This window comes from Brachybacterium sp. NPDC056505 (genome assembly GCF_042794925.1).
GTDB classification, from domain to species: Bacteria; Actinomycetota; Actinomycetes; order Actinomycetales; family Dermabacteraceae; genus Brachybacterium; species Brachybacterium kimchii.
In genome coordinates, this window is the sequence record NZ_JBHTSV010000005.1 from 31,225 (window position 1) to 52,492 (window position 21,268).

The following is a 21,268-nucleotide window of genomic DNA, read 5'->3' on the forward strand; positions in this document are numbered from 1 at the left end:
GACACCGCGAGGACCCCGGCCGACGAGCGCTGCTGCGCCGTCGGCCGGTCCTGCGCGGTCCGTCGGCCCCGTTCCGACGGGCCGGGAGCGCCGTGTCGATGGGCTGACTATGGTGCTCGCCCTCGCGCTCGCCGTCTTCTTCATGCTCACCGCGTGGGAGGTCCAGACCCCGGCGCTGCGGGCGGCGGCCTTCGGCGTGGTCGTGCTGTGGGCAGCGGAGATGGTGCTGGGATCCCTCACCGACCAGTACCGACATGCGGGGCCGCGCGCGATCCGCGTCGGCACCGTCGCCCTCTCCGTCTCGCAGATCGCGGCGTGCGCGCTCACCTTCACGACCGGCAGCGCTCTGATGCCCGTCGCGATCGCCGGCATCGTGCGCCTGGTGCGCAGGCCCGAGCGGCGCACGGACGTGATGGCCGTCGTCCTCGCAGCCGATGCGCTCGCCCTCGTCGGCTCGGCGCTCGCCACCGGGGCCAAGGTCGAGCTGCTGATCATCTTCCTGCTGGTGTGCGCAGGAGCGGCGCTGATCGGCCGCTTCCGCGCCCAGCGCGTCCGCTCGGCGGACAGGGAGCGAGTGCTGCTGCAGGAGCAGATCGCCGCCCAGCGCGAACGCGCGGAGAACGCGGCTCTCGTGGAGCGGGCGCGCATCGCACGCGACCTGCACGACGTCCTCGCGCACTCCCTCGGCGCCCTCACCCTCCAGCTCGACGCCGCCGTGGCGCTCGCCGAGGCCGGCCGCTTCGAGGAGCTCGAGACGCGTCTGCGCAGGGCGCGCGGGCTCGCGGCCGACGGCCTCGCCGAGTCGCGTGACGCGGTCTCGGCCCTCCGCGAGACCCCGCGCGAGGTGATCGCCGGGATCGAGGACGCCGCGGCCGCGCATCGCGAGAGCGGGGGAGAGGCGCAGCTGGGCGGGCTGCTCGCGCCCGGGCCCGCCGACGCCGGAACGGCCGTCGGCACGGGCCTCGATGCCCTGCGCTCCCTCGATCCGTCCCGCGCCGATGCGCTCGTGCGGGCCGCGCAAGAGATGCTCACGAACGCGCGGCGCCACGCCCCCGGTCGCTCGGCCGCCCTCGATCTCTCGACCGAGGGCGACGAAGCGGTGCTGCGCTGCAGGGCGCAGGCAGCAGACGGAGACGTCGGCGACGGAGCGGGTTCGGCCGACCTGATCGGCCGGGGGCCGCGGCCGGGCAGCCCGGGCGGCGGCTATGGGCTGGTGGGCATGCGCGAGCGCTGCGAGGCCGTGGGCGGTGCGGCGAGCGCCCGTCTGCGGGCCGGCGGCGTCTTCGAGACCGTTGCGAGCATCCCGCTCGCCGCGGTGGTGGCGGACGACGAGGAGAAGAGCCCATGAGCATCAGCATCCTGGTGGCCGACGACCAGGCCCTCGTGCGCGACGGCATCGTCACCGTCCTCTCGCTCGCGGACGACATCGACGTGGTCGGCGAGGCGGAGGACGGCGAGCGTGCGGTCGCGCTCGCCGAGGAGCTCGCGCCCGACGTGGTCCTCATGGACCTGCGCATGCCCGGGATGGGAGGCGCGGAGGCCACCGCCGCGCTCGCGCGGACCGCCCCCGGCGTGCGCGTCCTGGTCCTCACCACCTTCGCGGACGACGCGAGCATCGACACCGCGCTGCGCGCCGGAGCCGCCGGCTATCTGACCAAGGACGCCGGCCGCGAGGAGATGGTCGCCGCGATCCGTGCGGCAGCCGGAGGGGGCACCCCGCTGGACGCCCGGATCGCCGGCCGCGTGGTCGCGGGGCTCCCCGAGGCGCGGCCGTCGAGCGTGCGCGAGCGCTTCCCCGATCTCACCGCACGCGAGGCGGAGGTGCTCGAGCTGATGGCCGACGGAGCCACGAACCCCGAGATCGCCGAAAGCCTGTTCCTCGGCGTCTCGACCGTGAAGTCCCACGTCAACGCGATCTTCGCGAAGCTCGGGGTGTCCGAGAGGCGGGAGGCCGTGGCGGTGGCGAAGGGGAGGGGCTGAAGCCCTCACATCGACGATGCGAGGCGGCGCAGCGTCGCCTCGTCGACCGCCGCGCCCGCGCTCTCGAGCGCGAGGATTGCGGATCCGCGCAGCGGATCCAGCCGTGCCGGGACGAGTGCTGGAACCTGCGGCCCGGGCAGCCGGGTCAGGGAGCATCGCAGGAGCTCGAGGAACGAGGGGTCCGTTGCCAGCGAGCCCGCGCAGGTGACCGGGACCGTGTCCCCATCGATGCTCGGCATCAGCAGGCCGACGCCGAGCGCGGTGCGGTCGCACAGCCGGGCTGCGGCGCTGCGCGCGAAGGGCGAGGAGCCGATCATCCCGCTGATGACGGGGGCGAGGTCCCCGAAGCGCCGCTTCGCCTCGTTGGGTGCGGTAGAGCTGAGATCGAGCACCGTTTCCCTGAGCTCGGAGCGATCGGCGACGCCGAAGTGCTCGTGGACGCGGGCCGGGAGCGGGTCGGCGTCGTCGGCGTCCCCGAGGAGGATTCTCTGGACGACGTCATGGACCAGATGGCGGGCGGCGCCCGCGTAGTGCTGGAACTGCCCGCTCTCCGTCTCCGTGCCGTCGCGCGCGATGGCGAGGATCATGGATCCGGTGCCTGCGACCACGATGATGCCGGCCTCTCCGGCGAGGGCTCCGCGGTGGGCGGATATCGCATCGTTTACGACGCGGGTCGGTCCCGAGATGCCGCCGATGTCCACGAGGGAGCCCGCGTCGGCGCGATGGTCCTGGCCCTGGTTCGAGGACTCCCTGTTGATGCCCGCGATGCCGGCGACGAGCGCTCGGGCCGCTCGGGGGTCCCTGCGGGCGTCAGCCGCCGCGGCGTGGATCGTGGCGTGGATGTTCTCCTGTGCGTCGTCGTTGTGGTGGGGTCCTCCGCCGCGCCCCACGGCCAGTCCCAGCAGATCCCCGGAAACGTCGAACAGCCCCACGCGCGTGTGGGTCCCGCCGGCGTCGATGCCGATCACGAACGGTGTCTCCCGGGGGTGCATCCTCGGGAACGTAGCACGATGCCGCTCCGGGATCGACGGAGAGCACCTGGTGCGGCGGCGGAGGACCTGCCGGGCCCCGGGTGAGGCCCGCGGCCCTCTGCGAACGGGCAGCCTGCGCGGAGGTGCCGGTGGCGATCACGCAGGGTGCGCGTCGGCGGGACGGGTTGCCCTGGCGATGGCTTCGGCCGCTGCGACCAGGTTCGCGGAGCCGCGCCCGAAGCTGCACAGCCGTGCCCGCGGGTCGGGGAGACCGGTGGAGACGAGCGTCAGATCGGGCCTCCGACGGCGGATCTCCTCGGCGAGGGGCTGCTGCCAGGGGTTGACGAGGGGGTCTTGGACGGCGAGCACGAGGCTGCGGCCCGCGGCGAGCTCGAGAGCGCTTCCGATGTCCAGATCCTCGCTCGTGGTGCTGAGGCCGTCGGCCCCGTCGCAGCGCTCGCGCACCAGGGTCGCGAGGTCCCAGCCGTCCCACTCGAGCGCCGGCTTCGGACGCCGGTAGAGGTCGATGACCACGGGCCGGGTGAGAGCCGGCAGCGCGTCGGTCGCGTCCACCGCTCGGCGCGCAGCATCCGCTCCTGCGTCCTTCCACCTCTCATCGGCCGGCAGGGGAGAGGTGTCGTCGCGGCGCTCCCGCACCTGCCGTGCCGCCCCGTGCATCCCCCGGATGCGGGCCGACGACGCCTCGAGCCTGCGGACATCCAGTTCGCCGTCGGCGATGGCCCGCTCGAGCCGATCGAGCACCTGCTCGTGGAGACCGGGATCGGGTTCTGCGATGCACAGCTGATCCACGCCCGCGGCGAGGGCCAGTGCCGCGCCGTCGACCACCCCGACCCGCTTCGCGATCGCCGCCATCTCCAGGGCGTCGCTGATGATCACTCCCGCGAAGCCGAGCTCGGTGCGGGCGATGTCGGTGACCAGGCGCCGGCTGAGCGTGGTCGGCGTGTCATCGAAGGCGGGGAACCGGACATGGCTGGTCATGATCTGGGCGACGCCCGCGTCGACCGCGGCGCGGAACGGCGCGAGATCCACCCGCTCGATCCGCGCCCAGTCCCGCCGGTCGACGGCATCACCGAGGTGGGAGTCGACCGCGGTCGCGCCGTGGCCCGGAAAGTGCTTCGCGCAGGCCGCGACGCCGAGGGACTGGGTCCCCTCGATCCAGGCGACGGCGTGGCGGGAGACCAGCGCCGGGTCCTCCCCGAAGGACCGCGTGCGGATGATGGGATTGTCCGGATCGCTCTGGACGTCGACCACCGGCGAGTAGCTGGCGTCGATGCCGAGTCCCGCCAGGTGCGCGGCGAGTTCCTGGGCGCATGCCCGCGTGACGTCCACGTCGTCCACGACCCCGAGCGCCGCGGCCCCCGGGGACTCCGGGCAGTCGGCACGGGTGAGATGGCTGATGCGCCCTCCCTCCTGGTCCACGCCGACCACGAGATCGCCCTGGTGCTCGCGCAGCGTGGCCAGGGTGCGGCGGAGCTGCGCCGCCGCGCGCACGTTGCGACTGTGGAGGATGACGCCTCCCAGCCCCTGGTCGAGCAGCCGCTCGAGCTCGGGAGTGGGTTCGGGGGAGTCCCATCCGATGACGAGCAGAGAGGCGAGGAGCGCGCGGAGGGAAGGATCGCGGGTCATCCGGTGAAGTCTCCCTCGCGCTCGTTGAGCCGCGCATAGTGCGCGAGCTTGTCCTCGTCGACGTCCACTCCCAGACCGGGACCGTCGGGCACGCGCAGGCACCCGCCCTCGAAGGGCAGCGGGTCGATGATGTCGTCGTCGTGCAGGTAGTACATCGAGTCGATCGCGCCCGAGAGCACCGGTGTGCTCGCGGCGATCGCGAGGTGGGCGGCTGTCGCGATGCCCATCTCCCCGCCGCTGTGCAGGTTCATGCCCAGGCCGAAGGCCTCGCAGTGGGCGGCGAGATGCTTGGTGTTCGCCATGCCACCCCACTTGAAGACGTCCCCGTGGATCACCTGCACCGCATCCAGCCGGACGGCCGGGGCGAGATCCTCCCACCGCACCACGCACATGTTCGTGCACAGAGGGATCCGGACGGCCCGCGCCACCTGGGCCATCTGCTCGAGCCCCTGGCAGGGGTCCTCGAGGTACTCCAGTCCCAGAGGCTCCAGCGCGTGACCGGCTCTCACGGACTCGGGGACGCTCCAGGCGGCGTTCGGATCCACGCGCAGCTCGACCTCGGGCAGGCGCTCGCGCAGCGCCTCCATGATCGCCACGTCGGCTCGGGCGTCGGTGCTGCCCTTGACCTTCACCGCCGTGAAGCTGTTCTCCGCGACGATCCGCTCGGTCGCGTCGGCCAGTGAGCCGGGATAGTCGCGGGAGTCGCCGTCGGATCGGGTGATCAGGGCGGTGAGCGGAATCCGCTCGCGCACCCGGCCGCCCAGCAGGTCCACCACGCCCATCCCGGCAGCCTTGCCGATGGCGTCCCAGCAGGCGACATCCACCGCGGCCAGGGCCGCGTAGCCGAGGTACCCGTGGAAGAACGGCAGCATGCGGTGGCGTGCGTGGAAGGCCTCGAGCTCACGGGGGTCGGTGCCGATCACGTCGTCGGCCAACTGGCGCACGAGGCGCGCCACCGGTGCGCCCCACATGGTCTCCCCCCAGCCGACGACGCCCTCGTCGGTGCGCAGACGCACGATGGTGCGGGTCTCGCCGCGCTTGGTCTCGAACGAGGAGGTGAATCCCTGCTTCATCGGGAGGTTCACCACGTGGACCTCGAGGTCGACGATCTTCATCGGGCTGCTCCTTCAGGGTTCTCGGGGGTCGGGTCGTCGGAGGGGAGGTCCAGGTCGAGGAGGGCCTCCACGCACTGCCCGAGGCGCGCTGCCGCTTCCGCGAGCGCAGCCGCCCCCGCGGCGGCATCGCCGTCGCCGGGGTCGTCCGTGACGCCCCCGGAGCGCGGCCATTCACCGTGCCTCTCCACGTGGAGGCCGCGGACCAGTCGGCGGTCGAAGAGCGGGAGCTCTCCTGGCCCGTCCATGGGCGGGCGCACGAGCGCGGGATGTGCGGAGGCCATGAGGGAGGTCTCGAAAGAGCCCGCGTGTCCTGGAGCTCCGGGGCGGGGCTCGAGCAGCTCCCAGTAGCTGCAGCAGGCCGCGAGGATCGCGTGGTCCAGAGCGGCGAGCTTGACGGCCTGGCTCATCATCTCGATGTTCCCGCCGTGGCCGTTGACCACGAGGACCCGCCGGAACCCGGCGGCGACCAGGGAGTCCAGGAGTGCACCGAGCACGTCCAGCAGGGTCTTCGGCGGCAGGCTGAGCGCGACAGCGAACTGGTGGTGGCCGCTGAATCCGAAGGGGAGCGTGGGGCTCACCGCCACGTCCCCGCGATCGTCCAGGGCCCTCTCGATGACCTCCTCGAGGAGCAGCGAGTCGGTGCCCAGCGGGAGGTGGTCCCCGTGCTGTTCGAGGGAGCCGATGGGAAGCACCGCGACGCCGTGCGCAGCGAGATCGGCGACCTGCTCCCGTGTCATCTCGGCGAGTCGGGGCATGGGGTCTCCTCCTGCATCGTGGTGGTCTCTCTCGTGGGGATGGGTGCCGCCGCTCGTGCGCGCGTCCCCGAGGCGATCGCCCTCGCTACTGTGACGGGATGACCGCTCGTGTGCTGCCCTTCGAACCCCCTGCTTCTCGCGAGGGCTCGTTCCTGGCGCTCGAGCTGCTGCCCGGACGCGTGCAGGGCGCGCTCATCGATGCGAGCGGCAGGTTCCGCACTCGTCGGGAGGTCGCCTTCGACCCCTCGGCCGGGCGCGAGCAGATCCTCGCGCACGTGGACCGGGTGGCGCTGGGGCTCGCCCGCGGCAGCGCGCTGAGCGGCTGCGTCATCTCGGCCGGGGGAGTCCTGGACACGGTGGGCGGGCGGATGCTGCAGGTCGTGGACATGCCGTCCCTCGAGGGATGCGAGATCGGTTCGCGGCTGCGGGAGCTCATCGGAGCGCCCACGCTGCTCGAGCATCGCGCGCGCCTCCAGGTGCACGGCGATCACTACTTCGGCGCCGGTCAGGGGGAGGAGACCTTCGCCTCCGTCGCCACCGGCTCCACCCTGGGCGTCGGCATCCTCTATCGAGGCACGATCCTCGCGCCCGACGGCGGACGCAGCGGGGCCCACATGACCGTCGCCCGCGGGCAGCTGACCTGCAGCTGCGGGAAGCAGGGCTGCTGGCGCACCATCGCCACGACGGCCTGGCTCGAAACGCGCGGCCAGGAGCTGTCCATCCCGGCGACCGGTCTCGCCGACTGGGAGCGGTGCGCGGCGGAGGACCCGCGCGCGGCGGCGGTCGTCGGCGAGTACGCGGACAACATCGCGGTGGGCCTCGCCAACATCCAGCAGCTGTGCACGCCGGGCCTGTTCGTGCTCCACGGCGAGGCGGCGCAGGCGTCCGAGGGATTCCGCGCCCGCATCCTCGCGACGCTGCGCGATCTCTCCCGCACGGGCGGGGAGACGCAGCCCCGCCTGCGGACGAACGCGACCCCGGAGGACGATGCGACTCTGCTGGGCGGCGTCGCGTACCTGCTGCACCGCGGGATCGTGCCCGCGCCCTGACCGGGGCGGATCGGTGCGCGCGCACGTCATGCCGAGTCCCCGTCCGCGGCCCCGTCCCCGTCCCCGGGCCCGGGCGCGGGCGCTGCTGCGCGGCGGGCACCGTCCGCCGGACCCGACGCCGCGCCCGAGCGGGCGAGGAGCTTCGGGTTCGCCCGACGCGGGTCCGGGTGCGCGACCGAGTCCAGGAGCCGCCGGGTGACCTCGGACGAGGGCGAGGCGAGCACCTCGCGGCAGGGGCCGACCTCCTCCAGGCGTCCTGCCGCCATCACGGCGATCCGGTCGGCGATCCCGGAGACCACCGCCAGGTCATGGGTGACGAAGAGCAGGGCCACGCCGGTGCGCTCCTGCAGCTCGGCCAGCAGATCCAGGATCTTCGCCTGCACGGAGACGTCGAGGGCGCTCGTCGGCTCGTCCAGCACCAGCAGGCGCGGCTCGAGGGCGAGGGCGCGGGCGATCGCGATCCGCTGCCGCTGGCCGCCGGAGCACTCGTGCGGGTACCTCTCGCCGATCGCCGGCTCGAGGTCCACGCTCTCCAGGAGCTCGCCGACCCGGCGTCGGATCCCTGCCGCCCCGAGCGAGGCGCGCCGATGCGTGTGCAGCGGCTCGGCGATCACGTCACGGATGCGCAGGCGCGGGTTCATGCTCGCGTACGGGTCCTGGAACACCATCTGCACCAGCAGCGCGCGCTCGGCGGATGCCTGCCGGCGATGCCGGGTCAGGTCCCTGCCGTCGGTGAGTATGCGTCCGGCGTCGGGATCGGTGAGGCCCACGACGATGCGGGACAGCGTGGTCTTGCCCGAGCCGGACTCCCCGACCAGGGCGAGCGTCTCGCCCGGGAGGATGTCGAGGTCCACGTCCCGCAGCACGATGTTCTCCCGGCGCCGCTGCCGGTAGGTCTTCGAGATGCCGCGCATGCTCACGACGGGCGCGTCCTCGGGCGCGCGGGCGGTGCTCTGCCGGTTCATGCGGACGCTCCTCTCTGCAGGCGGGGTGTGGCCTCGAGCAGGGAGCGCGTGTAGTCGTCGCGGGGCTGCTCGAAGACCTGCAGGGCGTCGCCCTCCTCGACCAGCCGTCCCTCGTGCATCACCGCGACCCGGTCGGCGATGGAGGCGACGACGCCCAGGTCGTGCGTGATCAGCAGGATCCCCATCCCGGTCTCCTCCTGGACGGTGCGGAACAGCGACAGGATCTCCGCCTGGGTGGTGACGTCCAGCGCGGTCGTGGGCTCATCGGCGATGAGGAGCCGCGGACGGCTCATCAGCGCCATCGCGAGCATCGCGCGCTGCCGCAGGCCGCCGGAGAGCTGGTGGGGGAACTGCCGTGCGCGCAGCTCCGGGTCCGGCACCCGTGCCTGCTCGAGGGCCTCGAGCGCGCGATGTCGGCGCTGCGAGCGGGATCCCGTGCGGTGGATCGCCATGACCTCCATGAGCTGACTGCCGATCGTGCGCATCGGGTTGAGGGTGGTCATCGGGTCCTGGAAGACCATCGAGATGTCGCGCCCGCGTACAGCCCGCAGCTGGCGCGGCGTGAGACGCAGCAGGTCGCGGTCGTCGAGCAGGATGCGGCCGTGAGGGTAGACGGCCGGCGGCTCGGGGTTCAGGCGCAGCACGGACAGTGCGGTGCTGGACTTCCCGGATCCCGATTCGCCGACGAGCGCGAGCGTGCGCCCCTCGTGGACGGTCAGGTCGATGCCCCGCACGGCAGCGACACTGCCGCGGCGAGAGGCGAAGGAGATGTGGAGGTCCTCGATGGTGAGCAGTGCGTTCATGAGGTGTATGTCCTCGGATCCCACCGGTCGCGGACGGCGTCCCCGGCGACGTTGATCGACAGCACGGTCAGCAGCAGGGCGGAGCCGGGCAGGACGGCGAGCCACCAGGCGGTGCCCATGTAGAGCTGGCCGTCCGAGAGCATCGAGCCCCACGTCGCGATGCTGGAGGGGACGCCGAGCCCCAGGAAGCTCAGGGCGGCCTCGGCGAGGATCACCGTCCCCACCTGCAGCGTCAGGATGGTCACCAGGGGGCCGGTGACGTTGGGCAGCATGTGGCGCACCATGATCCGGTGCCCCGGCACGCCCATCACCCGTGCGGCCTCGACGAACTCCCGGGTGCGCAGCGAGATCACCTCGGAGCGCAGCACCCGGGCGTAGGAGACCCAGCCGGTGATGCCGAGCACCAGGATCACGTTCCACAGGCCCGGGCCCACGAAGCCGATCACCGCGAGAGCGAGCAGCAGGGTGGGGAATGCCAGCTGGACGTCCGTCAGGCGCATGAGCACGCGATCCGTCCACCCGCCCGTGTATCCGGCGACGATCCCGATCACCGAACCGATCACGCTCGACAGCAGCGCTGCCGTGATCCCGACGAGGACGGAGACCCGGCTGCCGACGACGAGCCGGGCGAGGACGTCCCGTCCGAGCTGGTCGGTGCCCAGCAGGTGCCCCGCCGCTCCGGGCGGGGCCAGGCGCTGCAGCAGGTTCTGCTCGTCGGGGTCGCCCACCAGGAGCGGGCCGATGAGCGCGAGGAGGACGACGAGGGCGAGGAACCCGGTGGACAGCACCAGGGTGATGTCCGCGCGCCCGCGCCGGGCGGCACCTTTCGCGCCGGAGGCGGGCCCGGTGGGCCCCGCGGGGTCCGTCGCGGTCAGGGGGATCTGCGTGGAGCTCATGCGTCACTCCGGACTCGGGGGTCGATGATGGCGTAGGACAGGTCGACCAGCAGGTTCACGAGGATGAAGGTCGCGGCGAACAGCACGACGGTGCCCTGGACGAGAGGGAAGTCCCGGGCGCTGATGGCGTCGATCGTGAGCCGGCCGATGCCGGGCCAGTTGAAGATCTGCTCGGTGAGGATCGCCCCGCCCAGCAGGGAGCCGAGCTCGAGGCCGAGCACGGTGATGACCGGCATGGAGGCATTGCGCAGGGCGTGGCCCATGAGCACCCGGGACTCGCTCGCGCCCTTCGCGCGCGCGGTCCGCACATGGTCCTGGCCCAGCACTTCGATCAGCGAGGAGCGCAGGAGCCGCGAGACCACGGCGACCGAGAAGATCGCGAGCGTGGTGGCGGGGAGGATGAGATGCGCGGGCGTCCCATAGCCGGCGGCGGGCAGCACCCGCAGCGTGACGCCGAAGAGCAGGACCAGCAGGATGCCCACCCAGAACGCAGGGGTGGACTGTCCCACCAGCACCCCGCCCATGACGGCGCGATCCAGCGCGGTGCCGCGGCGCATGGCGCTGATGCTGCCCGCGAGGAAGGAGACCACGACGGTGATCAGCAGAGCGGCGGCGGCCAGCAGCGCGGTCGCGGGGATCCGCTCGAGGATCAGCGAGGTGACGGGCTCCTTGTAGACGAGCGAGGTGCCGAGGTCGAGGTGGAGGATCCCGCTCAGGAAGTCCAGGTACTGCAGGGGGAGCGGACGGTCGAGCCCGAGGGTCTGCTTCATCTGGGCGACCTGATCGGCGCTCGCGTCATCGGGCAGGAGCAGCGCCACGGGATCCCCCGAGGCGCGGGAGAGCACGAAGACCACGGTCACGGCTGCCCAGAGCACGAGGAGTGAGGAGATCAGGCGCGTCGCGGCGGCGCGCAGCAGGCGGCTGCGGCCCGGGCTCATCGGGCGGTCTCCATCGCGAGCGTCCCGTTCACGTTCGGCGTCCACTCGACGCGCGTGTTCGAGGCGAAGTTCTGGTCCGCCTGGTACAGGAAGAGGAAGGGCGCCTCGTCGTGCAGCCACTCCTGCATGCGGCGGAACGTCTTCAGGCGCGCGTCGGGGTCGATGGTCTGCTCGAGCGCGTCGATCATCTCGTCGGCCTCCGACGATCGGATCCTGCTGCGCTTGCGATCCGAGCGGATGTAGGACTGCATGGTGGCCTCTCCGTCGAGCGTCCAGCCGGTGCTCCCGGTGAGATACATGGAGCCGAGCGACGAGGGGTCGTCCGAGGCGAGCCGCTCGGCGAAGGTGCCGGGCTCGAGGATCTCGAGCTCGAGGATCACGCCGACGTCCTCGAGCATCCCGGCGAGCGCCTGGGAAACGAGCTGGTCCTTGTTCGAGGCCGTGAAGGACAGCGTGAGTCCGTCGGCGTGGCCGGCCTCGGCGAGAAGCCTGCGCGCCTCGTCGGGGTCCCGCTCCGGGGGCTTCACATCGGGGTCGTAGCCGAACGCCTCGCGGGGCACGATCGTGGCGGCCTCGCGCCCGGAGTCGTTGAGCACGGCGCTGATCAGCAGCGGCACGTCCACGGCATGGTTCAGGGCGCGCCGCACGCGGGCGTCCTTCAGGACCTCGTGCTCGGTGTCGAGCACCACGAAGTACATGCGGATGCCCGGGTGCGTGGTGAGGGAGACGTCCTTGTAGCCCTCGAGCTGCAGTGCCGCCTCGGGGTCGAGGGCGGAGACCAGGTCGACGGCGTCGCTCTGGATGCCCGCGAGGGCCGACGCCGGGTTCGGCATTGCGGTGAAGTGCACTTCGTCGAAGGCGGGCCTGCCGTTCCAGTGGTCCGCGTAGGCGGCGAGACGCAGCAGCTGGGCCTTGCGCCAGGAGACGAAGCGGAACGGGCCCGTGCCGATCGGGTGCGCGGCGAAGCCCTCCGCGCCGACGTCGGCGAAGTGGGCGGCGGGCAGCATGACGCCGCCGAAGAGCGAGACCTTCTCGGGGATGACCGGGTCGGGCTCGGCCATCACGATGTCGACGGTGTGGTCGTCGATGATCTCGACGTGGTCCACGGAGCGCAGCTCGACGATCGTGGATCCGGTGTCCGGGTCGATCAGCCGCTCGATCGAGAACTTCACGCTGCGGGCATCGAAGGGCTCGCCGTTGTGGAAGGTGACGTCCGTGCGCAGGCGGAAGCGCCAGTGGTGCTCGTCCGTGGCCTCCCAGTGGGTGGCCAGGCGGGGGACCAGCTCGTTCTCCGTGTCGCGCATGGTGAGCGTGTCGAAGATGTTGATCAGCACGTTCATCCCGTCCAGGCCGCTCTCCAGGTGCGGGTCCAGCCCCGTGGGCTCGCTGGGCTGGGCGATCCTCAGGGCCCGGGCCCCGTCCGGATCCGCGGCGGAGCCGCAGCCGGCCGTGAGGCCGACGGCGCCCAGCAGCGAACCGGCCGCCCCGAGGCGCAGCGCCGTGCGCCGGGTGGGCATGGGTGGTGCGGTCGGGCTCATGGCTCGCAGATCCCTCCTCGATGAGGAATGCCATTCAATGGAACGGGTGTGCCACTCAGTGGCACGAATGTCGATTACCATAGTTGCCATGGGTGAAGAGGTCAACGAGGCGGCGCGGTCCGTCGCGGACAAGGTGACGGCGCTCCTGCATGCGGTGGGGAGCAGCGGCGAGCCGCTGAGCCTTGCTGCGCTGACCGCCGCGAGCGGTACGAGCAAGTCGACGTGCCGGCGGCTGCTCCTGGACCTGAGCGTCCAGGGGTACGTGCGCTCGCCGCGGCGCGGCATGTACACGACGGGGCCGCGGCTGCAGGGCCTCGCGGCCTCCGTCGTGCGCGGGGACCGGATGGGCGGAGTGATCCGGGAATCGCTCGGCGCCCTCGCCCGCGCCACCGGTCACGTGGCTCTGCGCGTCGGCGTGCTCGACGAGCGGGCGGTGGTCCTGGACCTCGAGAACCCCCAGGGCATCCCGCTCGACGTCCAGGTGGGGGAGGAGCTCCCGGCGCATCCGGTCTGGGGCGAGGACGGCGATCGCCGCGATCCGGGCGAACCGGTCGACGAGTACCCGTCCCGGGCCCTGTGGACGCTCAGCGCTGCCATCGACGACGACGGCCGGGAACGGCTCGCGCTCGTGGGCCTCGCCTTCATGCGCCCGCAGAGCGCGAGCGCCGCCGACCTCCTGGCCTCGCACGCGAGGACGCTGCGGGACGTCGGGACCCGGGCTTGCGATGCCGGCTGACACCGCCTCCGAGCTGACGGGCCTTCTCGAGACCGCTCGCGCCGCGGGGCAGTTCAGCGCCGCGTCGTGGGCGGTCGGATCCTCGTCCGGGACGCTCGGCAGCGGCGTGCTCGGAACGCCGAGCGAGGACGACGCGACCCCGATCGGCCCGCGCACCCGGTTCGACCTCGCCTCGGTGACCAAACCGATCGTGGGGCTCACGCTGCTGCGGCTGGCGGACCGCGGACTCGTCGCACTGGACGCGAGGGTGGGCGACGTGCTCGCGGACTGGCCGGACGGGCCCATGGCGCGCGCCGACCTCCGCTCGCTGCTCACGCACACCTCAGGAGCCCCGGGGCCCACCCCGCTGTTCCGCGAGCACGAGGACCGGGACTCCCTGCTGCATGCCCTCGCGCGATTGGAGTTCACGACTCCCGGCCGGTGGTGCTACTCCTCGATGGGCTTCATCGCCCTGGGTCTGGTGACCGAGGAGGCGGGCGGCGGTGGGCTCGACGCCCTGGTGCATCGCGAGATCACGGGTCCGCTGGAGATGGACGACACCCGCTACGGCCCCGTCGATCCCGGCGGCGCCGTCGCCACGGAGCGCTGCCCCTGGCGCGACCGGCTCGTGCGCGGCACCGTGCACGACGAGAACGCGGAGGTGCTGGGCGGGGTCGCCGGTCATGCGGGCCTGTTCGGCACGGCCGAGGACCTCGGCAAGCTCGGCGCCGCACTGCTACGGGGGAGCCTGCTCGAGCCCGACCTGCAGGACGCGATGACCGGCCGGAGCAACGGCCGTCCACTCGGCTGGTGGCCGCGCGAGCGCTGCGGCTTCCTCGACGGCACCTTCGGCGGGAGCGCCTACGGGCACACCGGCTTCACGGGCACCAGCCTCGTCATCGACCCGGATCGGGACCGCTGGTTCTGCCTGCTCACCAATCGCGTGCATCCGACGCGCGACCCCCGGGGCTTCGAGCACGTGCGCGCGGACTTCCACGCGGCGGCCTCGCGCGGGACCTGGTGAGCCGATCGGCGACATCGGGACGACCTCATCGGGACTCGCCCGTGACGTGAGCACGGGAGAGGACGACCGCGGCCGTCGGTGAGATCCTCCCCCCCCCCTGGTTCTAGGTGTGCCGCCTGAGATGACCAGCGTGCGCCGGAGGCCGGAGAGTGGCACGGGCCCGATGCGGCCGACAGGATGGCGTCGGCCGAGGGCATCGACGACGGAGCGGAGCGCAGCATGACCCACCAGACCGACCACCCCTGCCGCATCATCCTGGACTGCGACCCCGGGCACGACGACGCCGTCGCGATCATGCTCGCGCTCGGCTCCCCGGCGATCGAACTGCTGGGCATCACGACCGTCGGCGGGAACCAGACCGTCGACAAGATCACCCGCAACGCCCAGAGCGTCCTCGAGATGTGCCGCCGACAGGACGTGCCCGTACACCGGGGGAGCGCCCGTCCGCTGCTGCGTGACGTGCAGGTCGCGGGCGACATCCACGGCGAGAGCGGCCTGGACGGGGTCGCGCTGCCCGCGCCCACGGCTCCCGTCGCGGGCCAGCGCGCCGTCGAGTTCATCGTCGAGACCGTGATGGCGGCAGAGCCCGGGGAGATCACCCTCGTCGGGACCGGGCCGCTCACCAATCTCGCGCTCGCCGCGCGGCTCGAGCCCGCGATCATCGAGCGCGTGCGCGAGGTCGTGATCATGGGCGGCGGGTACCACGAGGGCAACGTGACGCCCATGGCCGAGTTCAACATCTGGGCCGATCCCGAGGCCGCCGCGATCGTCGTCGACGCCGGCTGGGAGCTCACCATGGTGGGCCTGGACCTGACCCACCAGGCCCTCGCCACCGCCGAGGTCGAGCAGCAGATCAAGGACCTCGGCACCGACCTCGCCGAGTTCTTCCTGGGGCTGATGGGGTTCTTCCGCCGCGCCTACCAGGAGAACCAGGGCTTCGACGACCCGCCCGTGCACGACCCCTGCACGATCGCCTACCTCATCGACCCCTCCTTGGTGCAGACGCGCCGCGCACCGCTGCACGTCGAGACCCGCGGGGACCTCACCCGCGGCATGACCGTCGCAGACCTGCGGCCCGGCAACGACCTCGAGGGCTGCCGCACGCAGGTCGCGACCGCGCTGGATGCACCGGGGTTCTGGCGGCTCGTCGTCGACGCCGTCCGCGCCCTGGGGTGAGCGGGTGAGCACCCGCCCGTCGGCCGGCCCTCGGGGCGCGAGCTCGCGAGCGGGCGGGTCGCGGGACCCGGTCTCGGAGGCACAGGCGATGCACAGCGGGGCCATGCGGGAGGGCTAAGCGGCGTCCGTAGCGTCCCGGGCATGTCTTCACACCGCACCAGCACCTCGACCACGACCCCCGCCTCGTCCCTCGGCTCGCCCACCCGGCGGGGCCTGCTCGCCGCCGGAGGGGTCGGCGGCATCGCGCTGCTCGCCGCGGGCTGCAAGGGGTCGTCCTCCTCGTCGGACGCGGCGACGCTCGACGGCGAGACCGTCAGCGGCGTGGTCGACGGCGATTTCTGGGACCAGAAGAGCATCCACACCCTGTCCGTCGTCTTCGACGAGGACGACTACGACGAGATGATCGAGGCCTACGTCTCCAGCCAGGACAAGAACTGGATCGAGGCCGACGTCGAGATCGACGGCAAGGTCTTCAAGAAGGCCGGCATGAAGCTCAAGGGCAACTCCAGCCTGCGCAGTCTCGCCGGCGGACAGGGCGGAGGGCCCGGCGGTGCCGCCGCATCCGACGGGGGCGGCGACGCCGCGGCGTCCGAGGGCGGGGGCGACACCGCGTCGGACGGAGGCACCGCCTCGGACGGCGGTGGGGACGCTGCCGCCTCCGGCACCTCCGCTGCTGCCTCGGACGGCGGCGGGGCCTCGGATGCGGGCGGTGCCTCGGATGCCGGCGGCGGCGCGGGCGGAGGGGCCCCCGGCGGCGGGAACGACGAGGGCGACGGCGCCGTCTCCGAGGACGACCCCACGGGCCTGCCCTGGATGATCCGCCTGGACAAGTACACCGACGATCAGAGCTTCAGCGGCCGCAGCCGCTTCGTGGTGCGCGGGAACAACACGGAGACCTCGATGAACGAGGCGGTCGCGCTCGACGTGCTCGCGCTCGCCGAGGTCCCCGCCGAGCAGTACGCCTATACCCGCTTCAGCGTGAACGGGGCCGACGCGCAGCTGCGCCTCGTGCTCGACGTGCCCGACGACGACCAGTGGAACGACGACGCCTTCGACGGCACGGGCGCGACCCTCAAAGCCGATTCGAACGGCGACTACTCCTACCGCGGGGACACGGCCGACGACTACGCGGATGCCTTCGATGCGAAGTTCGTGGCCGACGACCTCAAGGAGGACGACGTCTTCGCCGCACTCGGCAGCTTCCTGAAGTTCGTCAACGACTCCGAGGACGATGACTTCGCCTCCGGCCTGGACGACAGGTTCGACGTGGACGGCTTCGCGACCTACCTCGCCGTGCAGGAGCTCGTCCAGAACACCGACGACATCGACGGCCCGGGCAACAACTCCTACCTCCACTACGACCCCTCCTCGAAGAAGTGGTCCGTGGTCGCCTGGGACCAGAACCTCTCGTTCGGCGGCATGGGCGGCGGGGGAGGAGCTCCCGGCGGCGGCGCGCAGGACGGCGACGATGCGTCGGCGAGCGACGTCGGGGACGATGCGGCGAGCGACGGTCGGGGCGACGCGGCGAGCGACGGCGGTGACTCCACCGGCGGCGCCGGCGGCCAGATGCCCGGCGGAGGCCAGATGCCCGACCAGGGAGAGGCGCCCCAGGGCGGCGATGGCGGTGGCAAGGGCGGCGGCGGAGGCATGGGCGGGAACATCCTCGCCGAGCGCTTCATGGACGACGACACGCTCTCGGCCCTCTACGACTCGGCGCTCGCCTCGGTGCGCAAGGCGGTCTATACCTCCGGGAAGGCGACCGAGCGGGTGAAGACGCTGTCGGCCCTGCTGAAGAGCGACGCGAGCGACCTGGTCAGCACCGACGACATCACGTCGGACGCGAAGACGATCACCGACGTGATCGACGGCTGAGAGGTCGCTACGCTCGAGGCTCCACCCACGGAAGGACGCGACGATGCTCACCGGAATCGACCCCCTGCTCAGCGGCGACCTGCTGCGCCTGCTCGACCACATGGGACATGACGACACCCTGCTGGTCGCCGACGCGCACTACCCCTCATACCGCTCGGGCGCCCCGGTGATCGACCTGCCCGTGACCTCGCCCGAGGCCGTGCGCGCGATCCGCACCGTGCTGCCGCTGGACCTGTACGCGGGACCGTCGGCCACGCTGATGAACCCCGAGCCCGGGACCGGCGAGGAGGTCCAGCAGCAGCTCAAGGAGGCGATCGCCGCCCCCGGCGAGGACCGCTTCGAGTGGATCGACCGCTTCGCGTTCTACGAGCGCGCGGCCTCGATGTTCGCCGTGATCCGCACCGCCGAGGTCCGCAAGTACGGCTGCATCATGATCCGCAAGGGCGTGGTCGGCGACGAGGAGTCGCGCGGGGCGTGACCTGCCGGCTGCGCCCGCGCCCCGTCCGTGACCGCTGCGGAGCCCGAGCTTCGATGTCGCTGGGTGAGGTCTCAACGCATATACGGGCGTGAGACCTCACCCAGCGACATCGGCCTGGATCATCATGGCGGAGACATCGGTAGACGTCTCGGCGACGATTCGTCGCAATCGCGTCCGGGCCGAACAGACGGCTGCAGGCCTGCCGTGCTCACCGCTGATCAGGCAGGCAGCGCGTCCTCGGGCCAGGGGTAGGAAGGCTGTGCCCCGGCCGAGGTGACGGCGAAGGCTCCCACCCTCACGGCGAACCCGCTCGCCGTGACAAGGTCCTCGCCGCGCGCGATGCCGACGCCGAGCGCCCCCACGAACGCATCCCCCGCACCGGTCGTGTCCACGGCGGGCACAGACGGCGATCCGACCTCCCGCAGTGGGACCTCCTCATTCGGTGCGACGTCGATGGGCGTGGCTTGCCCGGCGTCGAGAGCCGTTCTCTCGACGCTCACGATCGCGCCCTTCGATCCTCGCGTCATGATCACCGAGCGAACGCCTGCGCGCCGCAGCTCCGTCACGGTGAGCGCATCGTCCGACGGTGCAGGAGCACCAGTCATCGCCTCGAGCGCCAGCCGTCCCTCGTGCTCGTTCACGACCAGGGGGTCGGCCGCGCGCAGGGTCTCAGCGGTGACGTGGATGACCGGCGCGAGGTTCAGCAGGAACCGGGTGCCGGTCTGGACGCAGAGCCGCGCGAGCTCGTCGACCGCGACGGCGGGGGTCTCGCCCTGGGCGATGACGAGGTCGCTCGAGGCGATGTCGTCGGCCAGGAGTGCGGCGCCTTCGGCATCCCAGCTGCCGTTGGCACCCGGGGCGAGCACGATGCTGTTCTCGCCGGCGCTGTCGAGCGTCACCACGGCGAGCCCGGTCTCGACATCGTCCACCGCGGCGACTCCGGTGAGATCGGCACCGGCCTCGCGCAGCAGCAGGAGGGCCTGCGCGGCGTCGGCCCCGGTCCCGGTGCGGCCGACGAAGCGGACGTCTCCGCCCAGGCGCGCCGCGGCGCATGCCTGGTTGGCACCCTTTCCGCCGGGTGACCGGCGCGACCGTGAGCTCGTCAGGGTCTCGCCCGGTGCCGGATGTCGTGCGACCTCGAGGACGAGGTCCACGTTCACCGATCCGACCACGAGGATTCGCCCTTGGACCGGGCTGCTGAGCGAGTCAGGCGCTGTCGGTGCGGACTCCGCGCTCACGCCCTCCCTCCTGCCAGGTACCGCTGCGGATTGTCCGTGATCAGGCGACGAGCCGTCGATCGCTCGACGCCCCGGTCCACCAGCAGGTCCAGGAATACCGTGGGCACGAGGACGAATCCGTTGCCGCCCAGGCTGCTCCACATCTGCTTGAGGAACAGGTCGTGGCTGAGCAGGACCCGGTTCGCGTAGCCGAGGTCGATCAGCCGAGCCACCGCGTCGGCGGTCTCGGAGATCGAAGGAGAGGCTCCCTCGCCGGGGAAGGTGATGTCCAACCCGATCATGTCGAACTCGAGCCACACGCCGCGATCGAGGAGGCGTCGCTGGTAGTCCAGGTCCTCCCCGGAGGGATCGGTGTGGGCGAGGGAGATGCGCGCGGGATCCGCGCCCATCTCCCCGACGGCGATGTCCAGCACCTCATCGCCGCGATGCTGCCAGCCGGGCATGTGGATGTTCATCGCCGTGGCCGGGCTCTCCTGCTGGGCGAGCGATGCGGCGCGGAGGCTCGCGCGCTCGCCCGAGGTGAAGTCCGGCGAGACGCCGACCTCTCCGATCATCCCGGCGCGGATTCGCTGTTCGCCGACGAGGACGCCGGTGCGCAGCTCGTCGAGAATCTCCCCCGCGAGTACGTCGACGTCTCGCTCGGTGATCCGGGTGCCCTCGAACTTCTCGAGGTAGGGCCCGGTCGACATGACGACGTGCAATCCGGTGTCCTGGGACAGATGGACCAGGTCGCGGGGGCTGCGGCCGATCGCGGCAGAGCCGGTGGCGTCCACGATCGTGCCGCCCCCGGAAGCTTGGAAGGCGGAGACCTCGGCGCGCACACCGGCGGGATCCTTCGACGCGACGTTGTCGCGACTGCAGTAGGGATCCTGCCGCAGCGCCCACTGCAGCCCGGGCTCCACCGCACGTTCTGGGAGGATCCCGCTGAACTCGTAGGTGGGCGCGACCAGGCACTGGCTGAGGTCGTTGAAGAGGTGCTCGTGGGGGAGCGTCACACCCAGATCGCGGGCGGGAACCGGGCCCGCCACCGTCTGCACGAGCGCATCCGTCTCCGTCACGATCGCACCTCCTCAGCCTCGGGATCCGGGTCGATGCCGTCGTGCTGGCCGATCTGGCGCGGTGTCGTCTGGCCACGGACTTGTCGGGAAGGGATCATCGCGACTCCGGAGGCGCACAGGGCCACCAGGGCGCCGAGCACGGTCACGACGTGCACCACGCCCATGCCGGGGATGAGCGAGTCGATGAGTATCGAGCCCACCAGCTGCCCTGCGGTCGACGCGAGGGCTAGCAGCAGCAGTCCGAGCCGACGCACCAGCAGGGCCATCAGGGCGATCGAGGCGAGGCCCAGCGGGCCGCCCAGGTACATCCACCAGGTGTCGGGGAGGGAGAACGTGGCATGACCGGCTGCGGCACGACCCACGAAGGCCAGACCGAGGATCACGAAGCCGACCAGGAAGTTCCAGGTGATCGAGACCAGCATCGATCCCGCGAGCTTCCCGATGTTCGAGTTGCCGGCCGGCTGCCATCCCGCGAGCAGACCGCCGACGAACGGCAGGATGACGAGTGCGAGCGCATGCGGGGTCTCGAAGTTCGGGGAGACCACGAGCACCGTGGCGACCACGGCGAGCGCCGCACCGATGATGCGGAAGACGCTGAGCGCCTGCTTGAAGGGGACCCCGATGCCGAGACGGTCGCAGACCACGCCGGAGATGACCATGCCGGAGATCAGGGCGGTCTGGAAGGTGGCGACGCCGAGCGCGCCCACGGAGATCCCTTCCGACAGCACGATCATCGCGCCGCACAGGCCGGCGAAGAAGTTCGGCCACGGAATCGTGCCGCGGCGCAGTTGCCTCGGCAGCGACAGGAACGCGCGGCGGGTCGAGGGCCGCGGCAGGATGATCAGGAGCATCAGCACCAGGCCTGCTCCGAAGCTGACGATCGAGGCGAGGTGCCCGTCGCCGAGATCCGCCCCCAGCCTGCCGTTGACTGCGGACTGCATGGGGCTGAGCATTCCGGCGAGCACGGTGAAGAGGGCGAAGATCCCGACCGAGGCCGTCCTGGCGACGGGCGGGCGGTCATGGACGACGCTGTCCGCGGTGTTGGCCATG

Annotated in this window: 20 protein-coding genes; 8 read left to right on the top strand and 12 right to left on the bottom strand. The window is 71.9% G+C overall.

What is annotated here, in order from left to right; translation table 11 throughout:
* Positions 1-109: 109 nt before the first annotated feature.
* Positions 110-1,348, top strand: coding sequence for a sensor histidine kinase (locus ACFQ53_RS05175; protein WP_377856300.1), 1,239 nt, complete (start codon positions 110-112; stop codon positions 1,346-1,348).
* Entirely contained in the window at positions 1,345-1,980 is a 636-nt protein-coding gene (locus ACFQ53_RS05180) for a response regulator (RefSeq protein WP_377856303.1), read from the top strand. The genes ACFQ53_RS05175 and ACFQ53_RS05180 overlap by 4 nt, the downstream gene beginning before the upstream one ends.
* A 5-nt stretch (positions 1,981-1,985) precedes the next feature.
* On the opposite strand, the gene ACFQ53_RS05185 is transcribed toward ACFQ53_RS05180, so the two are convergent.
* The 4 genes from ACFQ53_RS05185 to ACFQ53_RS05200 all read right to left on the bottom strand — a co-directional run bounded on the left by ACFQ53_RS05185 (position 1,986) and on the right by ACFQ53_RS05200 (position 6,468).
* Positions 1,986-2,972, bottom strand: a complete 987-nt coding sequence (locus ACFQ53_RS05185) for a BadF/BadG/BcrA/BcrD ATPase family protein (RefSeq protein WP_377856306.1) — start codon at positions 2,970-2,972, stop codon at positions 1,986-1,988.
* Positions 2,973-3,107: 135 nt separating this feature from the next.
* Positions 3,108-4,598 carry a beta-N-acetylhexosaminidase gene (nagZ, locus tag ACFQ53_RS05190; protein ID WP_377856309.1) on the bottom strand — a complete coding sequence of 497 codons (1,491 nt, stop codon included), beginning with the start codon at positions 4,596-4,598 and terminating at the stop codon, positions 3,108-3,110.
* Positions 4,595-5,713, bottom strand: coding sequence for a mandelate racemase/muconate lactonizing enzyme family protein (locus tag ACFQ53_RS05195; protein WP_377856312.1), 1,119 nt, complete (start codon positions 5,711-5,713; stop codon positions 4,595-4,597). The genes nagZ and ACFQ53_RS05195 overlap by 4 nt, the downstream gene beginning before the upstream one ends.
* Positions 5,710-6,468: a creatininase family protein gene (locus ACFQ53_RS05200; RefSeq protein WP_377856315.1), complete on the bottom strand. Its 759-nt coding sequence runs from the start codon at positions 6,466-6,468 to the stop codon at positions 5,710-5,712. Before ACFQ53_RS05200 ends, ACFQ53_RS05195 begins: the two co-directional genes overlap by 4 nt.
* Before the next feature lie 98 nt (positions 6,469-6,566).
* On the opposite strand from ACFQ53_RS05200, the gene ACFQ53_RS05205 reads away from it, so the two are divergent.
* Positions 6,567-7,517, top strand: a complete 951-nt coding sequence (locus tag ACFQ53_RS05205) for an ROK family protein (RefSeq protein ID WP_377856318.1) — start codon at positions 6,567-6,569, stop codon at positions 7,515-7,517.
* Between the two features lie 26 nt (positions 7,518-7,543).
* Here ACFQ53_RS05205 and ACFQ53_RS05210 read toward each other — a convergent pair whose 3' ends face one another.
* The 5 genes from ACFQ53_RS05210 to ACFQ53_RS05230 are packed head-to-tail and all read right to left on the bottom strand — an operon-like array spanning position 7,544 to position 12,657.
* Positions 7,544-8,482 carry an ABC transporter ATP-binding protein gene (locus ACFQ53_RS05210; RefSeq protein ID WP_377856321.1) on the bottom strand — a complete coding sequence of 313 codons (939 nt, stop codon included), beginning with the start codon at positions 8,480-8,482 and terminating at the stop codon, positions 7,544-7,546.
* On the bottom strand, positions 8,479-9,285 hold the full coding sequence (locus ACFQ53_RS05215) for an ATP-binding cassette domain-containing protein (RefSeq protein ID WP_377856324.1): 807 nt from the start codon (positions 9,283-9,285) through the stop codon (positions 8,479-8,481). The genes ACFQ53_RS05210 and ACFQ53_RS05215 overlap by 4 nt, the downstream gene beginning before the upstream one ends.
* Positions 9,282-10,181 (bottom strand): ABC transporter permease, encoded by a 900-nt coding sequence (locus ACFQ53_RS05220; protein WP_377856327.1) that lies wholly within the window; start codon positions 10,179-10,181, stop codon positions 9,282-9,284. Before ACFQ53_RS05220 ends, ACFQ53_RS05215 begins: the two co-directional genes overlap by 4 nt.
* Entirely contained in the window at positions 10,178-11,119 is a 942-nt protein-coding gene (locus tag ACFQ53_RS05225) for an ABC transporter permease (protein ID WP_377856330.1), read from the bottom strand. Before ACFQ53_RS05225 ends, ACFQ53_RS05220 begins: the two co-directional genes overlap by 4 nt.
* Complete coding sequence (locus ACFQ53_RS05230; RefSeq protein ID WP_377856333.1) at positions 11,116-12,657, bottom strand: ABC transporter substrate-binding protein; 1,542 nt, start codon at positions 12,655-12,657, stop codon at positions 11,116-11,118. Before ACFQ53_RS05230 ends, ACFQ53_RS05225 begins: the two co-directional genes overlap by 4 nt.
* 88 nt (positions 12,658-12,745) lie before the next feature.
* Between ACFQ53_RS05230 and ACFQ53_RS05235 the strand changes: the two genes are divergently transcribed.
* The 5 genes from ACFQ53_RS05235 to ACFQ53_RS05255 all read left to right on the top strand — a co-directional run bounded on the left by ACFQ53_RS05235 (position 12,746) and on the right by ACFQ53_RS05255 (position 17,922).
* Entirely contained in the window at positions 12,746-13,393 is a 648-nt protein-coding gene (locus ACFQ53_RS05235; RefSeq protein WP_377856336.1) for a helix-turn-helix domain-containing protein, read from the top strand.
* Positions 13,383-14,396, top strand: coding sequence for a serine hydrolase domain-containing protein (locus ACFQ53_RS05240; RefSeq protein ID WP_377856338.1), 1,014 nt, complete (start codon positions 13,383-13,385; stop codon positions 14,394-14,396). The genes ACFQ53_RS05235 and ACFQ53_RS05240 overlap by 11 nt, the downstream gene beginning before the upstream one ends.
* A 219-nt stretch (positions 14,397-14,615) precedes the next feature.
* Positions 14,616-15,572 (top strand): nucleoside hydrolase, encoded by a 957-nt coding sequence (locus ACFQ53_RS05245; RefSeq protein ID WP_377856341.1) that lies wholly within the window; start codon positions 14,616-14,618, stop codon positions 15,570-15,572.
* A 141-nt stretch (positions 15,573-15,713) separates the two neighbouring features.
* Positions 15,714-17,444, top strand: a complete 1,731-nt coding sequence (locus ACFQ53_RS05250) for a CotH kinase family protein (RefSeq protein WP_377856344.1) — start codon at positions 15,714-15,716, stop codon at positions 17,442-17,444.
* Positions 17,445-17,487: 43 nt separating this feature from the next.
* On the top strand, positions 17,488-17,922 hold the full coding sequence (locus ACFQ53_RS05255) for an RbsD/FucU family protein (protein WP_377856347.1): 435 nt from the start codon (positions 17,488-17,490) through the stop codon (positions 17,920-17,922).
* A gap of 218 nt (positions 17,923-18,140) precedes the next feature.
* Here the strand turns inward: ACFQ53_RS05255 and ACFQ53_RS05260 are convergent, their stop codons facing one another.
* The 3 genes from ACFQ53_RS05260 to ACFQ53_RS05270 are packed head-to-tail and all read right to left on the bottom strand — an operon-like array spanning position 18,141 to position 21,267.
* On the bottom strand, positions 18,141-19,160 hold the full coding sequence (locus tag ACFQ53_RS05260) for a ribokinase (RefSeq protein ID WP_377856350.1): 1,020 nt from the start codon (positions 19,158-19,160) through the stop codon (positions 18,141-18,143).
* Complete coding sequence (locus ACFQ53_RS05265; RefSeq protein ID WP_377856353.1) at positions 19,157-20,218, bottom strand: phosphotriesterase; 1,062 nt, start codon at positions 20,216-20,218, stop codon at positions 19,157-19,159. Before ACFQ53_RS05265 ends, ACFQ53_RS05260 begins: the two co-directional genes overlap by 4 nt.
* The gene (locus tag ACFQ53_RS05270; RefSeq protein ID WP_377856356.1) at positions 20,215-21,267 is read right to left on the bottom strand and encodes a DMT family transporter; all 1,053 of its coding nucleotides are present in this window, start codon (positions 21,265-21,267) and stop codon (positions 20,215-20,217) included. The genes ACFQ53_RS05265 and ACFQ53_RS05270 overlap by 4 nt, the downstream gene beginning before the upstream one ends.
* Position 21,268 lies beyond the last annotated feature (1 nt).

Coding starts and splice junctions, on each gene's coding strand:
- ACFQ53_RS05175 (WP_377856300.1), top strand. CDS start 110: ATGGTGCTCGCCCTCGCGCTCGCCGTCTTCTTCATGCTCACCGCGTGG.
- ACFQ53_RS05180 (WP_377856303.1), top strand. CDS start 1,345: ATGAGCATCAGCATCCTGGTGGCCGACGACCAGGCCCTCGTGCGCGAC.
- ACFQ53_RS05185 (WP_377856306.1), bottom strand. CDS start 2,972: ATGCACCCCCGGGAGACACCGTTCGTGATCGGCATCGACGCCGGCGGG.
- nagZ (WP_377856309.1), bottom strand. CDS start 4,598: ATGACCCGCGATCCTTCCCTCCGCGCGCTCCTCGCCTCTCTGCTCGTC.
- ACFQ53_RS05195 (WP_377856312.1), bottom strand. CDS start 5,713: ATGAAGATCGTCGACCTCGAGGTCCACGTGGTGAACCTCCCGATGAAG.
- ACFQ53_RS05200 (WP_377856315.1), bottom strand. CDS start 6,468: ATGCCCCGACTCGCCGAGATGACACGGGAGCAGGTCGCCGATCTCGCT.
- ACFQ53_RS05205 (WP_377856318.1), top strand. CDS start 6,567: ATGACCGCTCGTGTGCTGCCCTTCGAACCCCCTGCTTCTCGCGAGGGC.
- ACFQ53_RS05210 (WP_377856321.1), bottom strand. CDS start 8,482: ATGAACCGGCAGAGCACCGCCCGCGCGCCCGAGGACGCGCCCGTCGTG.
- ACFQ53_RS05215 (WP_377856324.1), bottom strand. CDS start 9,285: ATGAACGCACTGCTCACCATCGAGGACCTCCACATCTCCTTCGCCTCT.
- ACFQ53_RS05220 (WP_377856327.1), bottom strand. CDS start 10,181: ATGAGCTCCACGCAGATCCCCCTGACCGCGACGGACCCCGCGGGGCCC.
- ACFQ53_RS05225 (WP_377856330.1), bottom strand. CDS start 11,119: ATGAGCCCGGGCCGCAGCCGCCTGCTGCGCGCCGCCGCGACGCGCCTG.
- ACFQ53_RS05230 (WP_377856333.1), bottom strand. CDS start 12,657: ATGAGCCCGACCGCACCACCCATGCCCACCCGGCGCACGGCGCTGCGC.
- ACFQ53_RS05235 (WP_377856336.1), top strand. CDS start 12,746: ATGGGTGAAGAGGTCAACGAGGCGGCGCGGTCCGTCGCGGACAAGGTG.
- ACFQ53_RS05240 (WP_377856338.1), top strand. CDS start 13,383: ATGCCGGCTGACACCGCCTCCGAGCTGACGGGCCTTCTCGAGACCGCT.
- ACFQ53_RS05245 (WP_377856341.1), top strand. CDS start 14,616: ATGACCCACCAGACCGACCACCCCTGCCGCATCATCCTGGACTGCGAC.
- ACFQ53_RS05250 (WP_377856344.1), top strand. CDS start 15,714: ATGTCTTCACACCGCACCAGCACCTCGACCACGACCCCCGCCTCGTCC.
- ACFQ53_RS05255 (WP_377856347.1), top strand. CDS start 17,488: ATGCTCACCGGAATCGACCCCCTGCTCAGCGGCGACCTGCTGCGCCTG.
- ACFQ53_RS05270 (WP_377856356.1), bottom strand. CDS start 21,267: ATGGCCAACACCGCGGACAGCGTCGTCCATGACCGCCCGCCCGTCGCC.